20 protein-coding genes and 1 riboswitch are annotated in these 20,708 nt (G+C 42.7%); of the genes, 13 read left to right on the forward strand and 7 right to left on the reverse strand.

Annotated elements, in window-relative coordinates:
- Positions 1 to 9 precede the first annotated feature (9 nt).
- The 6 genes from ACYP5M_RS19255 to ACYP5M_RS19280 all read left to right on the forward strand — a co-directional run bounded on the left by ACYP5M_RS19255 (position 10) and on the right by ACYP5M_RS19280 (position 5,215).
- Entirely contained in the window at positions 10 to 1,023 is a 1,014-nt protein-coding gene (locus tag ACYP5M_RS19255; protein WP_434168822.1) for a YheC/YheD family endospore coat-associated protein, read from the forward strand.
- 16 nt (positions 1,024 to 1,039) lie between these two features.
- Entirely contained in the window at positions 1,040 to 2,110 is a 1,071-nt protein-coding gene (locus tag ACYP5M_RS19260) for a YheC/YheD family endospore coat-associated protein (RefSeq protein ID WP_434168820.1), read from the forward strand.
- Between the two features lie 3 nt (positions 2,111 to 2,113).
- Positions 2,114 to 3,481, forward strand: coding sequence for a YheC/YheD family endospore coat-associated protein (locus tag ACYP5M_RS19265; RefSeq protein ID WP_101224205.1), 1,368 nt, complete (start codon positions 2,114 to 2,116; stop codon positions 3,479 to 3,481).
- Positions 3,478 to 4,674: a YheC/YheD family endospore coat-associated protein gene (locus ACYP5M_RS19270; RefSeq protein WP_434168819.1), complete on the forward strand. Its 1,197-nt coding sequence runs from the start codon at positions 3,478 to 3,480 to the stop codon at positions 4,672 to 4,674. Before ACYP5M_RS19265 ends, ACYP5M_RS19270 begins: the two co-directional genes overlap by 4 nt.
- Before the next feature lie 63 nt (positions 4,675 to 4,737).
- A complete protein-coding gene (locus ACYP5M_RS19275) occupies positions 4,738 to 4,941 on the forward strand; it encodes a YheE family protein (RefSeq protein WP_137017043.1) in 204 nt (67 codons plus the stop codon).
- Positions 4,942 to 5,026: 85 nt separating this feature from the next.
- Positions 5,027 to 5,215 carry a hypothetical protein gene (locus tag ACYP5M_RS19280; protein WP_053534060.1) on the forward strand — a complete coding sequence of 63 codons (189 nt, stop codon included), beginning with the start codon at positions 5,027 to 5,029 and terminating at the stop codon, positions 5,213 to 5,215.
- Positions 5,216 to 5,271: 56 nt separating this feature from the next.
- Here the strand turns inward: ACYP5M_RS19280 and ACYP5M_RS19285 are convergent, their stop codons facing one another.
- Entirely contained in the window at positions 5,272 to 6,096 is an 825-nt protein-coding gene (locus tag ACYP5M_RS19285) for an MBL fold metallo-hydrolase (protein ID WP_434168818.1), read from the reverse strand.
- A gap of 136 nt (positions 6,097 to 6,232) precedes the next feature.
- Between ACYP5M_RS19285 and ACYP5M_RS19290 the strand changes: the two genes are divergently transcribed.
- Together ACYP5M_RS19290 and ACYP5M_RS19295 are read left to right on the forward strand one after the other, a co-directional pair.
- On the forward strand, positions 6,233 to 6,472 hold the full coding sequence (locus tag ACYP5M_RS19290) for a hypothetical protein (RefSeq protein ID WP_459735401.1): 240 nt from the start codon (positions 6,233 to 6,235) through the stop codon (positions 6,470 to 6,472).
- Positions 6,473 to 6,534: 62 nt separating this feature from the next.
- Positions 6,535 to 7,641, forward strand: coding sequence for an iron-containing alcohol dehydrogenase family protein (locus tag ACYP5M_RS19295; RefSeq protein WP_459735402.1), 1,107 nt, complete (start codon positions 6,535 to 6,537; stop codon positions 7,639 to 7,641).
- 79 nt (positions 7,642 to 7,720) lie between these two features.
- On the opposite strand, the gene ACYP5M_RS19300 is transcribed toward ACYP5M_RS19295, so the two are convergent.
- Positions 7,721 to 8,758 carry an NAD-dependent epimerase/dehydratase family protein gene (locus tag ACYP5M_RS19300; protein WP_459735403.1) on the reverse strand — a complete coding sequence of 346 codons (1,038 nt, stop codon included), beginning with the start codon at positions 8,756 to 8,758 and terminating at the stop codon, positions 7,721 to 7,723.
- 180 nt (positions 8,759 to 8,938) lie between these two features.
- Here ACYP5M_RS19300 and ACYP5M_RS19305 point away from each other — a divergent pair, with 180 nt between their 5' ends.
- Both ACYP5M_RS19305 and ACYP5M_RS19310 read left to right on the forward strand, forming a co-directional pair.
- A complete protein-coding gene (locus ACYP5M_RS19305) occupies positions 8,939 to 9,823 on the forward strand; it encodes a PucR family transcriptional regulator (RefSeq protein ID WP_459735404.1) in 885 nt (294 codons plus the stop codon).
- Between the two features lie 124 nt (positions 9,824 to 9,947).
- On the forward strand, positions 9,948 to 11,093 hold the full coding sequence (locus tag ACYP5M_RS19310) for an ABC transporter ATP-binding protein (RefSeq protein ID WP_101224212.1): 1,146 nt from the start codon (positions 9,948 to 9,950) through the stop codon (positions 11,091 to 11,093).
- Positions 11,094 to 11,140: 47 nt separating this feature from the next.
- Here the strand turns inward: ACYP5M_RS19310 and ACYP5M_RS19315 are convergent, their stop codons facing one another.
- Both ACYP5M_RS19315 and fumC read right to left on the reverse strand, forming a co-directional pair.
- Positions 11,141 to 11,383 (reverse strand): hypothetical protein, encoded by a 243-nt coding sequence (locus tag ACYP5M_RS19315; protein WP_076367341.1) that lies wholly within the window; start codon positions 11,381 to 11,383, stop codon positions 11,141 to 11,143.
- A gap of 105 nt (positions 11,384 to 11,488) precedes the next feature.
- A complete protein-coding gene (gene fumC, locus ACYP5M_RS19320) occupies positions 11,489 to 12,871 on the reverse strand; it encodes a class II fumarate hydratase (RefSeq protein WP_101224213.1) in 1,383 nt (460 codons plus the stop codon).
- 328 nt (positions 12,872 to 13,199) lie between these two features.
- Positions 13,200 to 13,313, forward strand: a riboswitch (SAM riboswitch).
- 86 nt (positions 13,314 to 13,399) lie between these two features.
- Between fumC and ACYP5M_RS19325 the strand changes: the two genes are divergently transcribed.
- Both ACYP5M_RS19325 and metC read left to right on the forward strand, forming a co-directional pair.
- Positions 13,400 to 14,512, forward strand: a complete 1,113-nt coding sequence (locus ACYP5M_RS19325; protein ID WP_230177317.1) for a methionine biosynthesis PLP-dependent protein — start codon at positions 13,400 to 13,402, stop codon at positions 14,510 to 14,512.
- The gene (metC, locus tag ACYP5M_RS19330) at positions 14,509 to 15,690 is read left to right on the forward strand and encodes a cystathionine beta-lyase (RefSeq protein WP_101224215.1); all 1,182 of its coding nucleotides are present in this window, start codon (positions 14,509 to 14,511) and stop codon (positions 15,688 to 15,690) included. The genes ACYP5M_RS19325 and metC overlap by 4 nt, the downstream gene beginning before the upstream one ends.
- Positions 15,691 to 15,801: 111 nt before the next feature.
- Here metC and ACYP5M_RS19335 read toward each other — a convergent pair whose 3' ends face one another.
- From ACYP5M_RS19335 to ACYP5M_RS19345, 3 genes are all read right to left on the reverse strand, one after another.
- On the reverse strand, positions 15,802 to 16,050 hold the full coding sequence (locus ACYP5M_RS19335; protein WP_101224216.1) for a type B 50S ribosomal protein L31: 249 nt from the start codon (positions 16,048 to 16,050) through the stop codon (positions 15,802 to 15,804).
- Between the two features lie 136 nt (positions 16,051 to 16,186).
- Complete coding sequence (locus ACYP5M_RS19340) at positions 16,187 to 18,205, reverse strand: ABC transporter ATP-binding protein (protein WP_452444745.1); 2,019 nt, start codon at positions 18,203 to 18,205, stop codon at positions 16,187 to 16,189.
- On the reverse strand, positions 18,202 to 19,953 hold the full coding sequence (locus ACYP5M_RS19345) for an ABC transporter ATP-binding protein (protein WP_434168808.1): 1,752 nt from the start codon (positions 19,951 to 19,953) through the stop codon (positions 18,202 to 18,204). Before ACYP5M_RS19345 ends, ACYP5M_RS19340 begins: the two co-directional genes overlap by 4 nt.
- 511 nt (positions 19,954 to 20,464) lie before the next feature.
- Between ACYP5M_RS19345 and ACYP5M_RS19350 the strand changes: the two genes are divergently transcribed.
- Entirely contained in the window at positions 20,465 to 20,632 is a 168-nt protein-coding gene (locus ACYP5M_RS19350) for a hypothetical protein (RefSeq protein ID WP_434168807.1), read from the forward strand.
- The last annotated feature ends 76 nt before the right edge of the window (positions 20,633 to 20,708 follow it).

Raw genomic sequence — 20,708 nt, forward strand, 5'->3', positions numbered from 1 at the left:
TTCGGTGAGATGGAAAAATTTTATCAGGAAATGAAATCATATTGTAATCAGCAAGGAATCCCCTTCTATTTAGTAAAATTGCAGTCTCTTCAAGAAGGAGTTGTGGAAAGCTACCTGCCTGGGCAAGATGGCTGGCAAACCTTGCACCTCCCCATTCCTGATGTGTTTTATAACCGGATACATTCGCGCAAACTTGAGGAATCGCATTCTTTCAAGCTGTTTAAAACTGAACTGGAGGAACGGTCGATACCGATGTTCAATGGAAGGTTCCTCTCCAAACATGATGTACATGAACTGCTAATCTTAGAAAATGAGCTGTTGCCAAATTTGCCGGAGACGATACTTTTTAACGAAATGGAATCTTTCTTGAGGTTTATAGAAAAGCATTCGGTAATCTACTTTAAACCCGCATCAGGCAGCCAAGGCAGGAATATATGCAGATTAACGCAAGTAGCTGGAAAATGGAAAATCGAGCAATCCGGAAATCTCCAGGATGTGCATTTTGCTGATACGGATGAAAAGTTGTACGAAACCTTAAAAAGGTTTTCCAGAAAACAATCCTTCATTCTTCAAAAAGGGATTTCCCTATTCGAAACCGATCAGAGAAAAGTTGATTTCCGTATACTTCTTCACCGGAACGAACTGCTTGAATGGAAAGTTTCTTCAATGGTTGCCCGGATTGGGGACCCTGGCACTATCGTTTCCAATCTTGCACAAGGCGGCTTGATGAAAAATGGCCCGGATTTTCTAAAGGAAGCATTTGACCTTCAGAACGCCAGCCGCATATATCAAAAGCTCGTTCGGCTGGCTAAAAACACTGCCCAGGCCTTGGTCGAAAACCATGAAGATTCATTCGGGGAGCTAGGGATCGATTTAGCACTGGATACCGATACCCATCCATGGATCATCGAAGTGAATTCAAAGCCTTCGAAAAAATTTCAAGGCAACTATGAAACCTTTCGTCCATCAGTAAAATCCATCATAGATTTCATGCTTGCCCTTAACCGCGAAAACCATCCATAAAAGGAGTTGCTAGCACGTGTTAATAGGATTAATGGCCGCGTCGGATACACATGAAAACAACTACTTCACCGAAATAGCCAAAACCGCAAAATCATTTAATATGAAAGTTTGTAAATTCTCACCGGAAAATATTGATATGGATCTGAAAAAAGTCCGCGGCGAGCGTTTTGATGACGAGAATGAAACTTGGATCGCCGCATCTTTTGATATACCTGATTTTGTTTATGATCGCTGTTTTCACGGATTAGTCCGGGAGTCAACGGAAACGCGGCACAAAATCGATTGGTTAAAAGATAACTCGTATTTCTTGGGGCTTGGCCTTCCTGGTAAGTGGGAAGTGTATCAAATCCTAAAAAACCATCCACACCTACAGGCATTTTTTCCAGAGACCGTACAAGTGACGACACCTGAAGATATTACCGGTCATTTGGAACGCCTGGATAAAATCATCATCAAACCTGAATTCGGTGCAGGCGGTACAGGGATCTATCTGCTTTCAAAAAACGAGGACGGCACCTTGGTATCCATGACGAAAAAGGGCACCAAATATGACCGCCAATTCCCCTCCAAATCTCAGCTTAACAAATGGCTGCAGCATTTATTAAATCGTTACCGTTACCTCTGCCAGCCATATTTGGAGCTTTGCAACCAAAATAACGAGCCATTCGATTTACGGATTTTACTTCAAAAAAACGAGAAGAATCAATGGATGGAACGTGGCCGCGGAATTCGTACGGGACAAAAGGACGGACTCACCTCAAATCTTGCCACAGGCGGGGAAGCCATTTCATTGGATAATTTCATCAAAAGAAACCCGGAAACGATTTCGATTGCCGTCGAACAAAAGATTCAGCATATCCTTCGCACCCTGCCGGCAGAAGCCGAAGCTGTCTTTGAAAGGTTATTCGAGTTGGGGATCGATATAGGCATCGATAAAAAAGGCCAAATATGGATAATGGACATTAACTCGAAGCCCGGAAGGAAAATCATTCAGGCACTACAGCCGGAGACCATGAAAGATATTCATCGCGCACCGTTTCAATATAGCCAGTATTTAGCCGAACATCTTCAGAAAGCAGGTGAATAGAAAGTGAGAAAGACTTATCCTGCCGAAATTGCCGCTATCCCCGGCAATGTTCTCTACTACCCTTCAGAGCTTGGAGATTTGGCAGAGATTGAATTAATTTATTTCGGACGACATTCATGTCCTGCCACCGTCAAACAAAACCCGGCCGTCAATCAATCAATCGTCCTTTCGGAAAGTCTTGCGGAATCTCTAATATTCGATCATACCGATATTCCCCTTCATTTATTCATATACGGCAAGAGCATTCATATCGGACCGCTGGTCGGAATCTTTTCATCAGGCTTCACCGGCATTTCAAACAAACCATTGGGCGAGAGATCGGATTTTTTCGCAAAGCTCCTTTCGCTTAGCAGGACCACAGGCTGTATCCCCTTTGTATTTGGGGAGAATGTAATCAATTGGGATGAGGAGACAATCAAAGGTTATGTGTTTGATAACGATGACTGGCACATTAATGAATTTCCTTTTCCTAATGTCATCTATGACCGGCTCCCAAATCGGTTGACGGAAAACCGCGATGGACCTAAAGAAGTGAAGCAGAAATTTCAAAAAGAATATACCATTCCATGGTATAATCCTGGTTTTTTCAATAAATGGGAGGTAAATGAAAGGTTATGCGCAGATGAGCGGGCACTGCCATATTTGCCGGAAACGTATCCATTTCAATCCATGTCTGTGGTGGAAACCCTTCTTTCCCATTACCGGCAAGTTTATATAAAGCCCATTCACGGCAGCCTCGGCCTAGGGATTCATCAAATTCTTTATGATAAGCATGAGAATGTTTACTATTGCCGCTATACAAATGAAGCAAAAGAAAATAAACTGCAAAAGTTTTCCACACTGGAATCCATCGTTAAACATATTTTTCACGACCGGCCGCTTGAGAATCTTATCGTGCAGCAGGGCATCCCATTAATTCGATCTGAAAAACGTCCAGTGGATTTCCGGGTCCATACGAACAAGGACAGTAATGGAAAATGGCAGGTAACCGCGATCGCCGCAAAAATCGCCGGTGCCGGCAGCGTCACGACCCATATTAAAAGCGGGGGTGTGATTAAAACGGTTGCCGAACTGTTTGGAGATGACGGTGAGGCCAAAGAAGTCGAACGAAAGCTATCGGAAGCCGCACTGATTTTAAGTGACAGTATAGAAAAGAACTTGGACGGCATCGTTGCAGAAATAGGATTTGATTTTGGATTGGATAAAAAAGGGCAGGTTTGGATGTTTGAAGCCAATTCCAAACCGGGACGTTCCATCTTCTCCCATCCAAAACTCAAGGATTTCGAATTGCTGACCAGAAAGCTTAGCCTTGATTACGCCATTTATCTTACGGAACAGACGATTACGAAATCAATCAGTGTGCCGCGATGAACATTTTTTACGATATCCCCACTGAAAATTGGTACCACATTCAAGAAAATGCGGAACTTTTCGCAGGCTCTGCCGAAGAGGTAATCAGCTATAATAAGGATCATACGAATCAACCCCTATTTCCTATCACCATATTTCCAGGTAACCGGATGCTTGCCGTCGGCATACTGACTGTTTCCAATCCCAAAAAGGAATCAGGTTTGGGTGGAAACCTGACCCTTTTTCGGGACCTATCACTATATTTATTGAAACATGGAATATTGGCGTATGTATTCACAGAAAAGGCCCTTCATTCCGAATCGATGAGAGGGTATGTTTTTTCCTCCATTTCAAACAAGTGGATCGAATGTAAAGTGCCCTTCCCTGACATCGTCTATAACCGAATCCCCTCTAGGAGCTATGAGGCGTCAGGAGAATTCCAACAGCTCATCGGATATTTTAAAGAATCTCGCATGAATCTTTTCAACCCCTGTTTCATAGATAAATATGTGATGTTCGAAGCATTGATGGAAGAAGGATCCCTCACCAATCACCTTCCGCCCACCATGGTCTTGCGAAACAGCGGCTGCCTTGATGCTTTCCTGGAGACCTACAGGCATATATACCTTAAACCCTGCAAAGGAAGCCAAGGTAAAGGCATTTATACCATCATCAGAAATGATGATGATACACTATTGTTCAATAGCTTAAAGCATAGTGAGTCCTTCCCGGATTTCGAGTCATTCTGGGAAACAAAAAAAAGGGATTTATTAAAAAGAAGCTACCTTGCTCAACAGGCGATCATACCAAAAAAACTTTTTGGACACCGTTATGATTACCGGATTCTGGTCCATTATGAAAAAGGTTTTTATAAAGTGACCGGCAAAGCGGTAAGGATGTCACAAACTCAGGAAATCACCACCCACACTCCCCAAGGGGGTAAGATCTTTCCTTATCAAGACCTGCAATCAAGAAGCCTGAATCGAAAATTAGCGAAAATCGCCCAAAAAAGCGGTGAGATACTTTCAAAAAAAATCGGATTTCTCGGAGAGTTTTCCATGGATATAGGGGAAGACGAATCAGGATCGCTCTTCATATACGAAGTGAACTCAAAGCCCATGCAATTCGATGAGGAGGAAATTGAAACAAACAGACTTTTGCATTTAAAAAATCTTTTTATTGAATTAACTTTTCCCAGCCTGACAATTAAATAGCACCTCCAGCTGCCGTTTTCCATTATAATTAAATGAGAAACTGTATATATGGAGGTAATACATATGATTACTCATTTTCAATGGACACCACTGCATAAGAATCTGCCAGGATGGAAAATTTCCTTTTATTTCAACAAGCAGGCAATCCAAGCCTTGTATCATAAAGATGGATCCATCGAGTGGACAGCCAATCCGCCTTCGGAAACAGATGAAGCCAAACTTAAAAGCATGATACATGATTTAATGATCTTCCATGTATATGAATGAACCGCCTTTACATTCATGAAATCCCTAAACAGAATAAAAAAAACTCCTTTGCCTAAACTAAAGAAAAGGCTAGGAGGGATTTATTTTGGATAAAGAAAAAATGACATTTTTGAAGGATACCGAATATGATGGCAAGGACTCCGTTTACCTTGATATCGACCGTATCATCAATGAAGGAATGGCGGGCGGAAATGTGTATGAAGTCGCTAACCTTCAGAACATCGAAGAAGCACATGATTTTTATGATGAAACAGATCCCAATATCAATAAATGAATTATGTGGGCTCTCTTATGGAGAGCTCTCCTTTATATCAGTCAGACCGTTAACATTCAAATTGTTCGATTCTCCATGGCACTCAAAATATTTTCGTTTAATATCGATGTAATGATATGCTCTGAATCCCATTCATGCCCAGATATCTCGATAAGGGGATAGCGATTCGGTAAAACGACCTGCTGGATTTCATGAACGGTCAGCCCTTCAGAATACAGGCGTAAAATTTCACCTTGGAGGTTTTCCAAATAATCCAACTTTTTCCTGAACATTTCCTTTCCATCAGGGACATGCCCAGCATGGCAGCAAAACACTTCCCCGAAGTCAAATTGAAGTAATCTTTTTATTGAATCAATGATGACCGGGACAGACTCTTCCCGTAAGACAAGCTTTGTCTTTGGTGTTACGAAAAGGTCTCCTGAAAAGAGCACTCCATTACTGTTATTCAAATACACCATATGGTCCTTCGCATGGCCGGGGGTAAAAATCGGCTCCCACGTTTGGGTGCGTGAATGAATGACCTCCCCTAGCGGCTCAGCTTTAAAGGCGTCTCTCTTCCCCCAGAAAATTTTGCGATATTCAGGATATACAGCATCCTTTGCACAAACCTCAACCGACATCGGGTGAATGAAAAGCGGTACCTTTTTATGTTCCTGTATCCATGCAGCGCCCCCCGTATGGTCTTCATGATAGTGAGTCAGGGCCACTGAGTCGAAGTCTGCGGACTCATAGAACGGAATAAGCTCTTCCAGTAAAATCTGTGCGCCAGTATCTATCAATAGTCCATCCGTTAAAAAAACATTAACACTCATCCCCGACTTGTTCCCGCCAGGAGTCCCATGCACACAAACCACATCATTTATCGTTTTAATTTCTATCATTCAATCGCCTCCCCATCATTGTACAAAAATAGTTTTATCTTCCTTTTTTTAACTTTACTATAATAAATGTAGTACCACTTTACCTTTTTGACAAGGAATTGTTGGTATAATTAACCTGGATGTAAATGCTGGATTATTGTATAATATCCCGGCCTACATCCAACTCAAACCATTGAAATACGCTCAATTGCGAGGCAGTGTTGACCTATCGGCGCTCCTTGGCAACTTCGCTCTTGCAGCGAAAATGGACCACAAGACAAAAGATGTAGACGCTCAAATTCCCAAGGATATTAAATCAGTAGTGGAATCCGACCAGTTTGAAAAAGTGATCGATGACAAATTTGCCGGATTCGGAAAACCAGACTGGATGAATTGATCAAATAATCGAGGCCTGCTTCCCCTTTACCGGGTACAGGCCTTTCATTAAGGAGAACGAATATGAATACCTTACTGGAGGTCCGCAGCGGCCCCGCTTATTATGCCTGTAAAGCTAATGTCCTTGAAACACTGGAAGCAAAACTGAGTAAAGGAAACATTCGTAAAGTGCTCGTTATTCATGGGAGAAAATCATGGGAAGTTGCTGAACCCTTTTTTCCTTCCTTAGAAAATATTGAGACGATCTTTTTCACATACGGCGGGGAATGCAGTGATGCGGAAATTGAACGCGTCAAGAACTCAGCTCATGAACACGGTGCGGATGCATTGATCGGCATTGGCGGAGGTAAGCTGCTCGACCTCGCCAAATCGGCCGGTAACTTGCTTCAAAAGGAAATCATCCTCATTCCGACCCTGGCTTCCACCTGCGCTGCCTGGACACCGTTGAGTGTCATTTATGATGATAATGGTTCATATGTCCGCTATGATATTCATGAAAAAAGCGCTTGGATGTTATTTATTGAACCAGGAATTCTTCTTAATTCACCCATTAACTATTTACGTGCTGGAATCGGCAATACATTGGCGAAATGGTACGAGGGCAATGCACTGGCCGAAAAGCTTGCCACCAAGTCCGTTTGTATTGAATTGGCCCATATGGCCGCAAGGCAATGTCAGGAAGTTTTATTGACATATGGCGAGGAAGCCCTAGCTGATTTGGAAAAGGGTAAATGGTCAGACGCGCTGCAGCGTATCATTGAAACGAACATCATCACCAGCGGTCTAGTTGGCGGCTTTGGCGACCAGTACCTGCGGGTTGGCGGAGCCCACTCCATTCATAATGGCATGACTTCCATCACGCAAGCGAATCATTTACTTCACGGGGAAAAAGTGGCATATGGCATTTTAGTCCAGCTTGTGCTAGAAGGGAAATTCTCGGAAATCAAACAATTGCTGCCAATCTACCAGGTGCTTAAACTGCCGATGACATTGCTTGATATTGGCCTGACGATTGAACATAAGGCCGAACTTCAACAGATTGCAGCCCACTCTGTCAAAGAAGGTGAAGACATCCATCTCCTTTTCCCTAATATCAACAAGGAAAAAGTGGCAGCGGCCATGGAAAACCTTGAAATCCTCACAAACCATGCAAGCAGCTCCATGAACTAAAAAACGATGGGGTCTTTACCCCATCGTTTTTTTAATTTCCTTCACATTGTTTATTTAAAAATAATAATAAAAGAATGTTTCAACCTACTGTCTGTTTCCATAATCCAAGGAGATCACTTTCATGTTGTCTGTGAATGCCTGCTTTTCTATCGGCAGATTCCGGACGGCTCTTTTCCCAATTCCATATATCTTCGAGAGTTTCTGATAGGGGACGGAATGTTAGTCCATTATTGATGGCTTTATCGTTATCGACAGCCAAAAACCCATTCAAAGGTTCCTTTCCTCCAGGTAAAGGGAATTCTTCTGGTATCCATAAAGGCATTTCTCCCCACGGCTCTACTTTATTGTCCTTTAAAAATTTTTCAGATACCCATGTAAAATCAGCATTACTTCTTGTTACCTTTTTGCAGCCTTCAAGTAATTGCTCCATAGTCAGTGTGTAATCTGGGCCAACGGCATTATACGTACCTGTCATGCTTTTTTCTATCATTTGTATGATCCATTGGGCCAAGTCCCTTGCATCGATAACTTGGATTGGACGTCCGGGGCGTCCAGGAGCTAAAATTTCTCCCCCATCCGCTATCCTTTTAAGCCAGTACGGCAATCGGTCAGTGTAGTCATATGGACCCACTATTTGCCCGGCACGAATTGACAGGACTTTCCCCGGCAGTTCTTTTTCAGCTGCTTTTTCGCTTAATGATTTTAACGGTCCATAATATTCACCGTATATCGGTCCAGCAGTTCCGTGGGTGATCTCCTCTGCTTTATCTTCATTTAGTGTATGAACTTCTCCATTTTCATCAATTCCTGGCTCGGTCGGATCATTGTAAACTGAGATGCTTGAAATATATGTATAGTGTTTAACTTGATTAAGCAATCTGCAGGATTTCGATACAGTTCGCGGGATAAATCCTGATGTGTCAATGACTGCATCCCACTGTCTCCCTTTCAACATTTCCAGGTCCCCGTCGCGGTCCCCTTTTAACTGTTCTATTTCGGGAAAGACATAAGGATCGCTTCCACGATTAAAAAGTGTGACATCATGCCCTTTCCCTATCGCAGCTTTTGCTAAATACCGGCCTAAAAACCGTGTACCGCCCAATAGTAAAATGTTCATAAGATCTCCTCCTCTTTAACGATATTCCATAAAGCATACGCAATACCCTTTCCAAACATTAATAATACTTGCAACTTTTCTTTGATTTTCCCTTTCGGAAAAACTGGCAATATCCTAATCTTTTGAACTTTATTCTTTTTCGCTATAATGAAATGGAAAGAGAGAAAGAAGGTGGAACCGATGCTTGAAAATCTTAAACAAAAATTCCCGAACGCTCTTACCAATAAAAAGGATACTGATGATATTTCTGATTATGTTTGGTTCGAAGAATCCAGAAGTATACTTGGCATTCCCCGTTCAGAAATCACAGCCGAGGAAATCCGTTTATTGGAACTGCTTTTTGCTCCTTCCATAAACCCAAAGAACCTCAATGCACATCCAGACTCATCATGGAAAAATTTTTTATCCGAATCGAATGCACCATTGCCTTTAACGAGCTGGGAGAATGTTCGATTCCTTCATTTCAAGCTGACTCATGCTGATTTTTCCAACTCCGATTTTGAAGAGGCCTTCCTCGCTTTCGTTCCATCTGACGCAGCTATTATCTGGGAAAATGAAACGGCAGGAGTCTTAATTGAAACGGACAAGGATGAACCATTATCAAATAAAGAACTAATCGCCATTTCTTCCACGCTTGAGAGTGATTTTTATGTAAAGACCCGTATGTTCACGGGGCGCTTTCATCCTGTAAATCAAGACCTTCACCATCACTGGGCCCAGGAGAAAAGGTGTTTTGATTTGGCACAGGTGCATCTGCCGGATCTAAAGGTGACTGATTTGGCAGATATCATCCCTCATTCATTAATAAATGATCCATCCTTTAAGAATGCAAAGTGGTATATCAATCAAATTCTTGGCAAGACCAAGCAGGATACTGAGCTTATCAAAACAGTTAAAACGTATATTGAATGTAATTCCAATGCCACCTATGCCGCCAAACAGCTTTATATACATCGGAACAGCTTACAATACCGAATCGATAAATTCTCTGAAAGAACTGGTCTCGATATTAGAAACTTCCGTCATGCCCTTACTGCGTACTTGATTTTTCTTCTGAATGATTAATTTCCATTACAAAGAGGTAATATCATCCTTTTTTGTGCAATGTGCCCATACTTTTTTCTAAACCGATAGCTTAGACTATAGCTAATTGGTACAAGTAATCAGGAGTTTAAAAGGGGGATTTTTCATGGCAGAGTTAGTGTTAGATCATATATTCAAGATTTATGATAAAAAGGTGACGGCTGTTAAAGACTTCAACCTTCGTGTTGCCGATAAGGAATTCATCGTTTTTGTGGGACCTTCCGGTTGCGGCAAATCAACGACATTAAGGATGATTGCCGGACTGGAGGACATTTCCCAAGGGGATTTATACATAGACGGCAAGCGAGTCAATGATGTCCCTCCTAAAGATCGTGATATTGCGATGGTTTTCCAGAACTATGCCTTATATCCTCATATGACCGTATTTGACAATATGGCATTCGGATTAAAGCTCAGGAAAACGCCAAAAGCGGAAATCAAGCAAAGGGTCAATGAAGCGGCAAGGATTCTCGGACTTGAAGAGCTGCTAAACAGGAAACCTAAAGCGCTTTCAGGTGGTCAGCGCCAGCGTGTGGCTCTCGGCCGTGCAATTGTAAGGGACGCAAAAGTTTTCTTGATGGATGAGCCATTATCCAATCTCGACGCAAAGCTGCGGGTTCAAATGCGTGCCGAAATTGCAAAATTGCATAAACGGCTCGACACTACAACGATATATGTCACGCATGACCAAACAGAGGCAATGACCATGGCGACACGCCTTGTTGTAATGAAAGATGGTATCATCCAACAGGTTGGTGCTCCAAAGGACGTTTATGAGAAACCAATAAATGTTTTCGTCGGCGGCTTTATCGGATCGCCTGCCATGAACTTCTTTACCGGAACATTAAAAGAAGGCACAATTAAAATAGGCGAACAAACGCTTGAAATACCTGAATTGAAAATGAAAATGCTGCGTGATCAAGGATATGCCGGAAAAGATGTTATCCTTGGAATCCGTCCGGAGGATTTCCATAATGAAGGAGCTTACTTCACGAAGTCCCCTAACACTACATTCACGACCCAAATTGATGTAGCCGAACTCATGGGCGCGGAGATTATGCTCTACTCCACATTAGAGGGGCAGGACTTCGTTGCACGGGTCGATGCCAAGAATATTATTCAGGCAGGGGAAAAGATCGATCTTGCCCTCGACATGAATAAAGCACACTTTTTTGATAAAGGGACTGAACATCGCATTTTAGTTGAAGAAGATGAACAGATGCAGGAAAGCATGAAGTTATCTGCCAATTAAACGTAAAAAGACCCATTCATAATGGGTCTTTTTACGTTTATTCAAATTCATTCCTGGACCAATACCACTTCATCATGTCCGCATTCCGGGCATTTCATGAGATGCGGGCATTGGCCTTTTTGAAGGGATTGAGGGTATCCGTCGTTTTCTTTAAGTATGTCGATATCCATGTAAGCACTGTAATCATCCGCGTAGTCCATGAATTTCCCTTTATCCTCAAGATCACTGCCGCATTCCGGGCATTTCACATGAATTTTTCTCAGACCGTTGCAAAGCGGGCATATAGACATTGTTTTTCCTCCTGTTCCCGATACTTATGATTTCAGTATTTGTAGATTCCATTATTTTAACACATGGAAACACCCTCCCTAATACCAGAGGGAGGGCACTACTAATTATTTATTAACCATGTTTGCAGGATCGACCCATGCTTTGAATTCATCTTCCGTCAGGAACTCCAATTTCAACGCCGCTTCTTTTAACGTAGAGTTGTCCTTGAATGCCGTTTTGGCGATCTTGGCTGCTTTTTCATAACCGATATGCGGGTTCAATGCTGTCACCAACATAAGGGAACGTTCTACATTTTCTTTGATTTTATCTTCATTTGCAGTGATGCCTACCGCACAATTGTCGTTGAATGAATGAATGCCTTCCGTCAATAATTTGACCGTCTGCAGGAAGTTATAGATGATGACTGGTTTGAATACATTCAATTCAAAGTTACCTTGACTTGCTGCAAAGCCAATTGTAGCATCGTTACCAACGATTTGTGTTGCAATCATGGTAAGCGCTTCACTTTGTGTTGGATTGACTTTACCTGGCATGATGGAGCTGCCCGGTTCGTTTTCCGGAATGGCTATTTCGCCGATTCCGCTTCTTGGTCCACTTGCAAGCCATCTGACATCGTTCGCAATTTTCATTAAATCCGCCGCCAATGCTTTCAAAGCACCGTGTGCGTAGACGATTTCGTTATGGCTAGTCAATGCATGGAACTTATTATCAGATGTGACAAAAGGGTATCCTGTATCTGCTGCAATTTGTTTGGCAGAGAGTCCCGGGAATTCTTTTTTTGTATTGATTCCGGTTCCTACAGCCGTTCCGCCTAGAGCAAGGTTCAATAATTTTTGGCTGCTTTCTTCAATCATCGCTAGATCCTTATCGAGCATCGCTTTCCAACCGGAAATTTCTTGTCCTAATGTTAATGGAGTAGCATCTTGAAGATGTGTCCGGCCAATTTTCACTACATCCCAAAATTCTTTTTCTTTTGTATCGAATGTATCACGAAGGGCTTTGATGGCAGGGACCAATTTTTCAGCGACTTCCATAAAGGCTGCAATATGCATGGCGGTCGGGAAAGTATCATTTGAGCTTTGCGCCTTGTTAACATCATCATTCGGGTGAAGGGTTTCAGATTCACCATTTTCTTTTAACCACTCATTCCCTTTGTTAGCGACCACTTCGTTCACGTTCATATTACTTTGCGTGCCGCTTCCCGTTTGCCAAACTACAAGCGGGAAATGTTCATCAAGCGTACCTTCAAGGATTTCCCCGCAAATCTTGACGATGGCATTCTTTTTAACTTCGGAAAGATCACCAAGATCATAGTTCACCTTTGCCGCAGCTTGTTTAACGTATGCAAATGCACGAACTAATTCAATCGGCATTTTTTCGTTACCTATTTTGAAATTGTTACGGCTTCTCTCAGTTTGTGCTCCCCAATATTTATCAGCAGGAACTTTCACTTCACCCATCGTATCTCGTTCGATTCTGTATTCCATGTGTTCTCCTCCTATGTTTGCACTATTCATTGAAGACCTTTTGCATATGAAATGAATAATGTCGGATTATTCTTTCTCTCCATACATTGTACAAACTTTATTATTTTAAAGCAAAAATATCCCGCTGACCCTTTCCATGTTTTCTGAAAAATCCAAGTTCCATTCATGTTTATATGAAAATTCAATTATTCTTTTTAGACACATAAAGTGTAGACACCGCTAGGCTCCAATTGACCTGGTCATGAACATCAAAGCATTATCACTCCCAAAATGTCCTTGACAGTATTTTGTATATATAGTAAATTCAAAAGAAATTGAATAATCTAAACTCTTATCGAGAGAGGTAGAGGGAATGGCCCGATGACACCTCAGCAACCTTCATTTGTTTCAAACCAATGAAAAGGTGCTAATTCCACAAGTTTGTGAACTTGGAAGATAAGAAGAATGACTCGTCCCTACTTAATCAAAGTCTTCTTCTTAAAGAAGACTTTTTTTTATTTTATATAACTCAAAGGAGCAGTGAAAACCATGTACAAATCTGAAACATATCTTGCTCAATTAGGAAATCGCAGCGAAACGGCGACAGGAACAGTCAATCCGCCGGTATACTTTTCAACAGCTTTTCGTCACGAAGGAATTGGCCAATCGACGGGATTCGACTACACAAGGACTGGTAACCCTACACGCCAGCTATTGGAGCGATCCATCGCCGATCTGGAAAAAGGAGACCAAGGTTATGCCTGCAGTTCAGGAATGGCCGCCATCTCCACTATTCTTGCCCTTTTTAAATCCGGGGATGCATGGATTGTCAGCGAAGATCTTTATGGCGGTACATATCGTCTGTTAGAACAAGGTTTTAAAAAATGGGGATTGCAGTGTGACTATGTAAACACTTGTTGTTTGGAGGATATCGAAAAAGCCATCACTCCTCACACGAAAGCCATCTTCATCGAAACTCCCACTAACCCCCTTATGCAGCAAACGGACATTAGCGCCGTTGCGGCATTGGCCAAACGATATAATTTATTGTTAATCGTTGATAACACTTTTTACACGCCTCTTATTCAACAACCCATCGTGCTTGGAGCGGATATTGTGATTCATAGTGCAACCAAGTATCTCGGTGGTCATAATGATGTGCTCGCGGGACTGATCGTTGCTAGCGGCGCTGAATTATGTGATGCACTTGCCTTCCATCATAATGGTACTGGAGCTGTCTTGAGCCCATTTGATTCTTGGCTGTTGATGCGCGGAATGAAAACCCTGGCATTGCGGATGGAGCGTCATGAAAAGAATGCTAAGATACTTGTAGATTACTTATCGGAGCATGATTGTGTCACTGATGTATTGTATCCCGGCAGAGGCGGCATGATTTCTTTCCGCATCATTGATGAAGCGGCGGTCAACCCATTTTTACAATCGCTCTCATTAATTTCCTTTGCAGAAAGCCTTGGAGGGGTTGAAAGCTTCATCACCTATCCTGCCACACAAACACATGCCGATATACCGCTTGAAGTCAGAACGGCAAATGGGGTTTGTAATCGCCTGCTTCGCTTCTCCGTTGGCATCGAGGATAGCGATGATTTGATTGGCGACCTGCAGCAAGCATTCGCACATGTAAAAAGGGAGGCACTACGATGACAGGTCATGATTTTAGCTTTGAAACGAAATTACTTCATAATCAACATAAATTCGATCCGGCAACGGGCGGTGTGAGCGTCCCCATTCAGCATGCATCGACGTTCCATCAATCGGATATCGATCAATTCGGCAAATATGACTACAGCAGAAGCGGGAACCCAACTCGCGAGGCACTTGAAGATATCATTGCCGATTTAGAGGAAGGCACTCACGGCTTTGCCTTTTCATCAGGTATGGCTGCCATTTCAACAGCCTTCCTGCTATTGTCTGCCGGAGACCATATCGTCATTTCCGAAGATGTGTATGGCGGAACGTTCAGGATGGTCACAAGCGTATTGACCCGTTTCAATATTGAGCATACCTTCGTTGACATGACGGACCTTGAAAGCGTCAAAGCGGCCGTTCAGCCAAATACCAGGGCCATATACATTGAAACGCCTTCAAATCCGTTACTTAAAGTGACCGATATTCAAGCTGTATGTGATATTGCAAAAAAAGCCGGTGCCTTAAGTTTTGTTGATAATACATTCTTGACGCCCGCATTGCAAAAACCGCTGAATCTGGGCGCTGATGTTGTCCTTCATAGCGCGACGAAGTTTTTATCCGGACATAGTGATGTGGTAGCTGGGCTTGCGGTCGTGAAAGATCCGGAATTGGCGGCAAGACTCGGTTCGCTCCAAAACTCCTTTGGAGCGGTCCTTGGTGTCCAAGATGCCTGGCTTGTAATGAGAGGTTTAAAAACCTTGTCAGTTAGAATGGAACATTCACAAAAAGGGGCAGAAAAGATTGCAGCCTACTTAAAAGATCAGCCCTTGGTGAAAAAAGTGTATTATCCCGGCCTAGCCGATCATCCACAGCACGCCATCCAGAAAGGCCAGTCACTTGGAGCAGGGGCGGTCCTATCTTTTGAATTGGAAAGTGAGGAAATCTTCCGTTCCTTCGTGAACACTGTCGAGCTCCCTGTATTTGCCGTAAGCCTGGGAGCGGTCGAATCCATATTATCTTACCCGGCCAAAATGTCCCATGCTGCCATGCCTGATGATGAAAGGGAAAAGCGGGGCATCACGAACAGCTTGCTCCGCCTCTCTGTCGGACTTGAAAATCCGGACGATATAATCAAGGACTTCGATGCGGCCCTCGTCAATATTGCCAAAGGGGAAGCAATTGCTGCAAAATGAATAAAGGATGGGTGCCTCATAAATTATGGGCACCCTTTTTCCTTGCATCATTATTAACTCTTTTTCTTCCCAGTCATAAAAAAGGCCATCGATTTCCCGATGGCCTGACTCTCAATTCTTCATATTATATTTATCCAGGAAGCGATCCACCCGTCCTCCTTTTTCAGCAAACTTCTGCTTTCCTGTATAATAAGGGTGCGTATCCGAGCTGATTTCCACTTTTAATAATGGATATGTTTGTCCGTCTTCCCAAACGATCGTTTCATTGGACGTCTTCGTGGAGCCTGTCAAAAATTTATACCCACTGTTGGTATCCATGAATACCACTTGTTGATAATCGGGATGAATTTCTTGTTTCACTATTATCACCTCATCGTCAGTATAGGCATATCTTAAACGTAATGATTACTATTATCAATAATTATGCTTGAAGGTACCAAAAGTCGGTACCCTCATTATAGTTTAATCTTGATGATTCACCCTTATTCAATTGTGTTCAACCAGCCATGCCTTTATGCGGACCAGCCTGCAGTTCATACATTTGATAATACTTCCCTTTTAGTTCCATTAATTCCTCATGTGTACCTTGCTCAGCAATCCGCCCTTTATCCAGTACAAGAATCTGGTCGGCATTTTTTATCGTGGAAAGTCTATGTGCAATGATGAAGGTTGTTCTCCCTTTTTTCAGCACTTCCATCCCCTCCTGGATAATTGCCTCGGTTTCGGTATCGATGCTCGCTGTCGCTTCATCTAAAATCAATATGGCCGGATTGAATGCAAGAGCACGGGCAAAAGAGATTAGCTGCCGCTGCCCGGAAGACAGCGTTCCGCCTTTTTCGATCACGGGTTCGTCCAGCCCTAAAGGAAGATGCTTCAGCACTTTGTCCCCCCCGACATCTCTTAATGATTTTTCAACCATTTCCCTTGTAATGTCTTTATGATTCAGACTGATATTGGAGGCGATGGTGCCAGTAAATAAATAGGGATCCTGAAGGACGATTCCCATATGCTCACGAAGCGTCTGATGAGGGATATCCAATATATTCGTGCCATCGATTTTAATTTGGCCTTCACTGCTGTCATAAAAGCGGAACAATAAATTCATTATGGAACTTTTTCCTGACCCAGTATGGCCAACTAAAGCGACCGTTTCCCCTTGTTTAGCGGAGAAGGAAATGTCCTTTAACACATATTCATTATCCTTATAACCAAAAGAAACATTTTCGAATTGCACGTTTCCTTTGTATCTGGATATGTTTTCATCACTGACTGCCAATCCCTGCTCATCCAATAAACTGAATGCCCGCTCCCCTGCAACAAGCGCCTGTTCAAGATTAGCGAACTGATTGACGATTCCATGAAGCGGATGAAGCAGGCGGCTGATCAAATCAACAATTGCATACATCATCCCTAAGGAAATGGCCGAACTGGCTGTAAGGGAAATCCCGCCGAAATACCAGACGAATGCCATAAGCGCCAAAACCTTAATGACGCCAATCAAGTTTCCACCCGTCAACGAATTCAAATGGAGCATTTTATTTTGATAGGAATAATGCTCCCTGTTTAGATTTTCAAAAGATTGCTTTGTCTCCTTTTCACGTCCAAATGCCTGAATGATGCTCATTCCAGAAATAGATTCATTGATCATCCCATTAATATCGCTGACCCGTTCCCGAATGATGTGATTATATTTCGAGGCGAATTTACGGTATACCATCGTCCAGATAACGATGATCGGAATAAGTAACGTGCCGATGGTACCGACTCGTGGATCCAGAATATACAAAGCAATTAGAACGCCGAAAATATTAATCGTACTCGAGAAGAAGTTGGCGAGCACGGTTACATATAATTCCCGGATCGCTTCCGTATCATTAGTGACCCTGGCTACAACTTTACCCGCTGGCATATTATCGAAATAACGTATCGGCAGACGGGAAATATGCGTAAAAATATCATTTCGCATCTTCTGTATGATTCGGTTCGCCGCTTTCTGTAAATAAAAACTCTGCCCATATTGAAAAATGGAGGAAAGGATGACAAGACTAAAATAAAAAGCCACAAGCTTTATGATCCGAGGGATTTCCGGTTGGTAAAATCCCATCACTTCCTGACTCGTCAATTTCACTGCTTGCGTACGCTGCTCTTTCCCGTCTTTCCTTATTATCAATGATTGGTCCTCCAAGGTTCTGCGCCCATCGATAGGGACAGCCTCATTTACGAAGACAAATTGATTGCCGACCTGCAGAACATGTACTTCCCTGCCTTTCTTCTCACCTTTTGCAAAGTAATCAGCCCGTTTATACCAATTTCCATCATACTTGACAGCATCTTTTCCTTTACCCGCTTCATACCAGGAAGATTCAATGCCAAGTATATGTGAATCGATGATTTTCTTGGCAACGAAAGGACCCGTTAAATCGGCGGCTACCGAAAGTGCCAGCATGATCAGGGCGCCAATGATCAATTTTTTATAAAGGGCAGCATAATTAAAAAGTTTCTTTACGACCTTCATGCCTTCACCTCCGTCCCTTCGTCAACCTGCTGTCGCTCATATTGCTCCTTATACCAGCCATCATTCTGCAGTAAATCCGCATGAGTCCCCTCTTCGATGATCTCTCCGCTGTCCAATACGATTATCCTGTCCGCGTGCTGAACGGCCGATAAGCGATGGGTTGTGATGATGGTCGTTTTTCCTGCTCGTTCATTTTGGATATTTTCGATGATCGTCGTTTCCGTTTTTGCATCTACAGCGGATAAGGAATCATCCAATATAAGGATTTCCGGATTTTTGATCAGTGCCCTGGCAATCGAGATCCTCTGCTTTTGCCCTCCGGATAGTGCGACACCCTTCTCACCGACGAGTGTCTCAAGACGGTTTGGCAGCATCATTAAGTCCTTCTCAAAATCCGCAAGCCGGATAGCTTCAGCCAGTTCATCTTCGGTTGCATCCATTTTACCGAATAAGATATTTTCCCTAACAGACTTCGAGAATAAAAAATGGTCCTGGGGAACGTAGCCGATCCATTTACGAATATCTTCAAGGGTCAGTTGCTCCAGCGGCATGCCTGCAAAAGCGATTTCACCTTTTCCTAATGGGTATTCCCGCAGCAATTGCTTCACGAATGTCGTTTTTCCACTACCTGTTTTCCCCACTATCCCCAATGTTTGACCGCGCTCAAGCTGAACGGAAATATTGGATAGATTCACAACCGTTGAGGAAGGGTATGTAAAATACACTGAATTGAATTGGATATTTCCCGGATTCGCAATACTCTCCAGCCCCAATGAATTCTTCACATCCGCTTCATGTGAAAGGGTATCCTGAACACGATCTAGCGAAGCATTTCCCCTTTGCATGACATTGATCAGTTCACCCACCGCGATCATCGGCCAAATTAACATGCCTAGGTACACATTGAACGAAACAAGTCCGCCAAGAGTTATGGCCTGTTGAAATACAAGGTAAGCCCCATAGCCCAACCCGATTAAATAACTGATGCCAATGATAATGCTGATCGTCGGATCGAAGAGGGCATCGATTCTTGCCACGGCTAGATTTTTGCGATATACATCCTCGGTCATTTCATCAAACCGCTTTTCATCTTCCCGTTCCTGGACATAGGCCCGGATAACACGGACACCTGAAATGGATTCCAGGACCTTGTCATTTAAAGTACCAAAGGCTGCTTGTGCATCCGTAAAACGTTTGTAAATTTTCTTCACGTAAATTTGCATCATCACTGCCATGATCGGAAGCGGCAGAACCGCCGCAATCGTCAACTGCCAGCTGATCGTGGCTCCCATCATGACCACTACCGTAATGGTGAACAGCACAGCGTCAACGAGGGTCAATATCCCGAAACCAGCTGTGAGGGATATTGCCTTTAAATCATTGGTTGCCCTTGCCATTAAATCCCCTGTACGGTTTTTTTCATAAAAGCTCGGCGTCATTTTCAGCAAATGGCCCATAAATCCGGATCTTAGTTTTCGTTCGACCAAGTTTCCGCCGCCGAATAACAGATAACTCCATAAGTAACCAAATAGATAACTGCCGATCAGTACAATCAGCAAATAAATAACATATTTCATGACCCCTTCCTGCGTCATGCTGCCATTGTTCATATCATCGATGGCATTCCCGACAAGTTTTGGCGGGATAACCTCCAAGATATTCACTATACATAGAAATAAAATCGCCAAGGTGTAACGCTGCCACTGTTCTTTAAAGAACCAGGACAGCTTTTTAAAAATCGCAAACATGAATTCCCCTCCCTTTTGATCAACTCTTTCACTCGCTAACCGCTTTCTGGATCTCCCGGCTGCAATAAAATTTCCAATGTCTTTTGTCTCATTTTAAAATTCCTCCTATCTTTTATATGGAAAGGATGCGAATGCACCTGTAGTCCAAATGCCAAAAAGCCCCCGCCAATTAGCGGAAGCTTTTTTAAATGCGTAATAACACATATAAAAAGCGCAGGCCGCGAAAATTCCACAACCTGCGCTTTAAAATGATCAATGAACACGTCGGATCCTATGTCTAGAAAGACAAGGTCTCAGGGCAGGCGGACGTATGATATTCGATTATGACATCACTGTGCTTAACTGATTTAGTCATGACGTTCGCCTCCTTTTTCATTAATTAATGGTAATTTTTAACTTATATTTAAAGATTACTACGTTTGCATATTTTTGTCAATTGAGACTTTTCTAGATTATTGATGGATAATCCTTTATTCTTATAAGAATGACGTAACCTAAGGAGGTTCAGCATATGCAATGGAGAAAATATATACTCCTGGCGGTTCCCTTTTTATTATCATCCATTTTCATCTTATTTGCCGTACCGGTCCAATATAGATTTTTATCCTTCATGCCTGTGTTTCTTTTCTGGATAGTCTATTATATTTTATTGTACCTGGAAAAGAAGAAGAAAAGATGACCTCACCTTGGGGGCGTTGCAAATGCAACGCCCCTTTCTTGACGGCTCTGCATATAATGATCGAAAAACAACCGTG

This window comes from Peribacillus sp. N1 (assembly GCF_054600815.1).

Excerpts from the sequence above, each read along its gene's own strand:
- ACYP5M_RS19255 (WP_434168822.1), top strand. The coding sequence starts at position 10 with ATGGAAAAATTTTATCAGGAAATGAAATCATATTGTAATCAGCAAGGA.
- fumC (WP_101224213.1), bottom strand. The coding sequence starts at position 12,871 with ATGGAATACAGAATCGAACGAGATACGATGGGTGAAGTGAAAGTTCCT.
- ACYP5M_RS19285 (WP_434168818.1), bottom strand. The coding sequence starts at position 6,096 with ATGATAGAAATTAAAACGATAAATGATGTGGTTTGTGTGCATGGGACT.
- ACYP5M_RS19350 (WP_434168807.1), top strand. The coding sequence starts at position 20,465 with ATGCAATGGAGAAAATATATACTCCTGGCGGTTCCCTTTTTATTATCA.
- ACYP5M_RS19345 (WP_434168808.1), bottom strand. The coding sequence starts at position 19,953 with ATGTTTGCGATTTTTAAAAAGCTGTCCTGGTTCTTTAAAGAACAGTGG.
- ACYP5M_RS19270 (WP_434168819.1), top strand. The coding sequence starts at position 3,478 with ATGAACATTTTTTACGATATCCCCACTGAAAATTGGTACCACATTCAA.
- ACYP5M_RS19340 (WP_452444745.1), bottom strand. The coding sequence starts at position 18,205 with ATGAAGGTCGTAAAGAAACTTTTTAATTATGCTGCCCTTTATAAAAAA.
- ACYP5M_RS19325 (WP_230177317.1), top strand. The coding sequence starts at position 13,400 with ATGTACAAATCTGAAACATATCTTGCTCAATTAGGAAATCGCAGCGAA.
- ACYP5M_RS19275 (WP_137017043.1), top strand. The coding sequence starts at position 4,738 with ATGATTACTCATTTTCAATGGACACCACTGCATAAGAATCTGCCAGGA.
- ACYP5M_RS19315 (WP_076367341.1), bottom strand. The coding sequence starts at position 11,383 with ATGTCTATATGCCCGCTTTGCAACGGTCTGAGAAAAATTCATGTGAAA.
- ACYP5M_RS19300 (WP_459735403.1), bottom strand. The coding sequence starts at position 8,758 with ATGAACATTTTACTATTGGGCGGTACACGGTTTTTAGGCCGGTATTTA.
- ACYP5M_RS19310 (WP_101224212.1), top strand. The coding sequence starts at position 9,948 with ATGGCAGAGTTAGTGTTAGATCATATATTCAAGATTTATGATAAAAAG.
- metC (WP_101224215.1), top strand. The coding sequence starts at position 14,509 with ATGACAGGTCATGATTTTAGCTTTGAAACGAAATTACTTCATAATCAA.
- ACYP5M_RS19305 (WP_459735404.1), top strand. The coding sequence starts at position 8,939 with ATGCTTGAAAATCTTAAACAAAAATTCCCGAACGCTCTTACCAATAAA.
- ACYP5M_RS19295 (WP_459735402.1), top strand. The coding sequence starts at position 6,535 with ATGAATACCTTACTGGAGGTCCGCAGCGGCCCCGCTTATTATGCCTGT.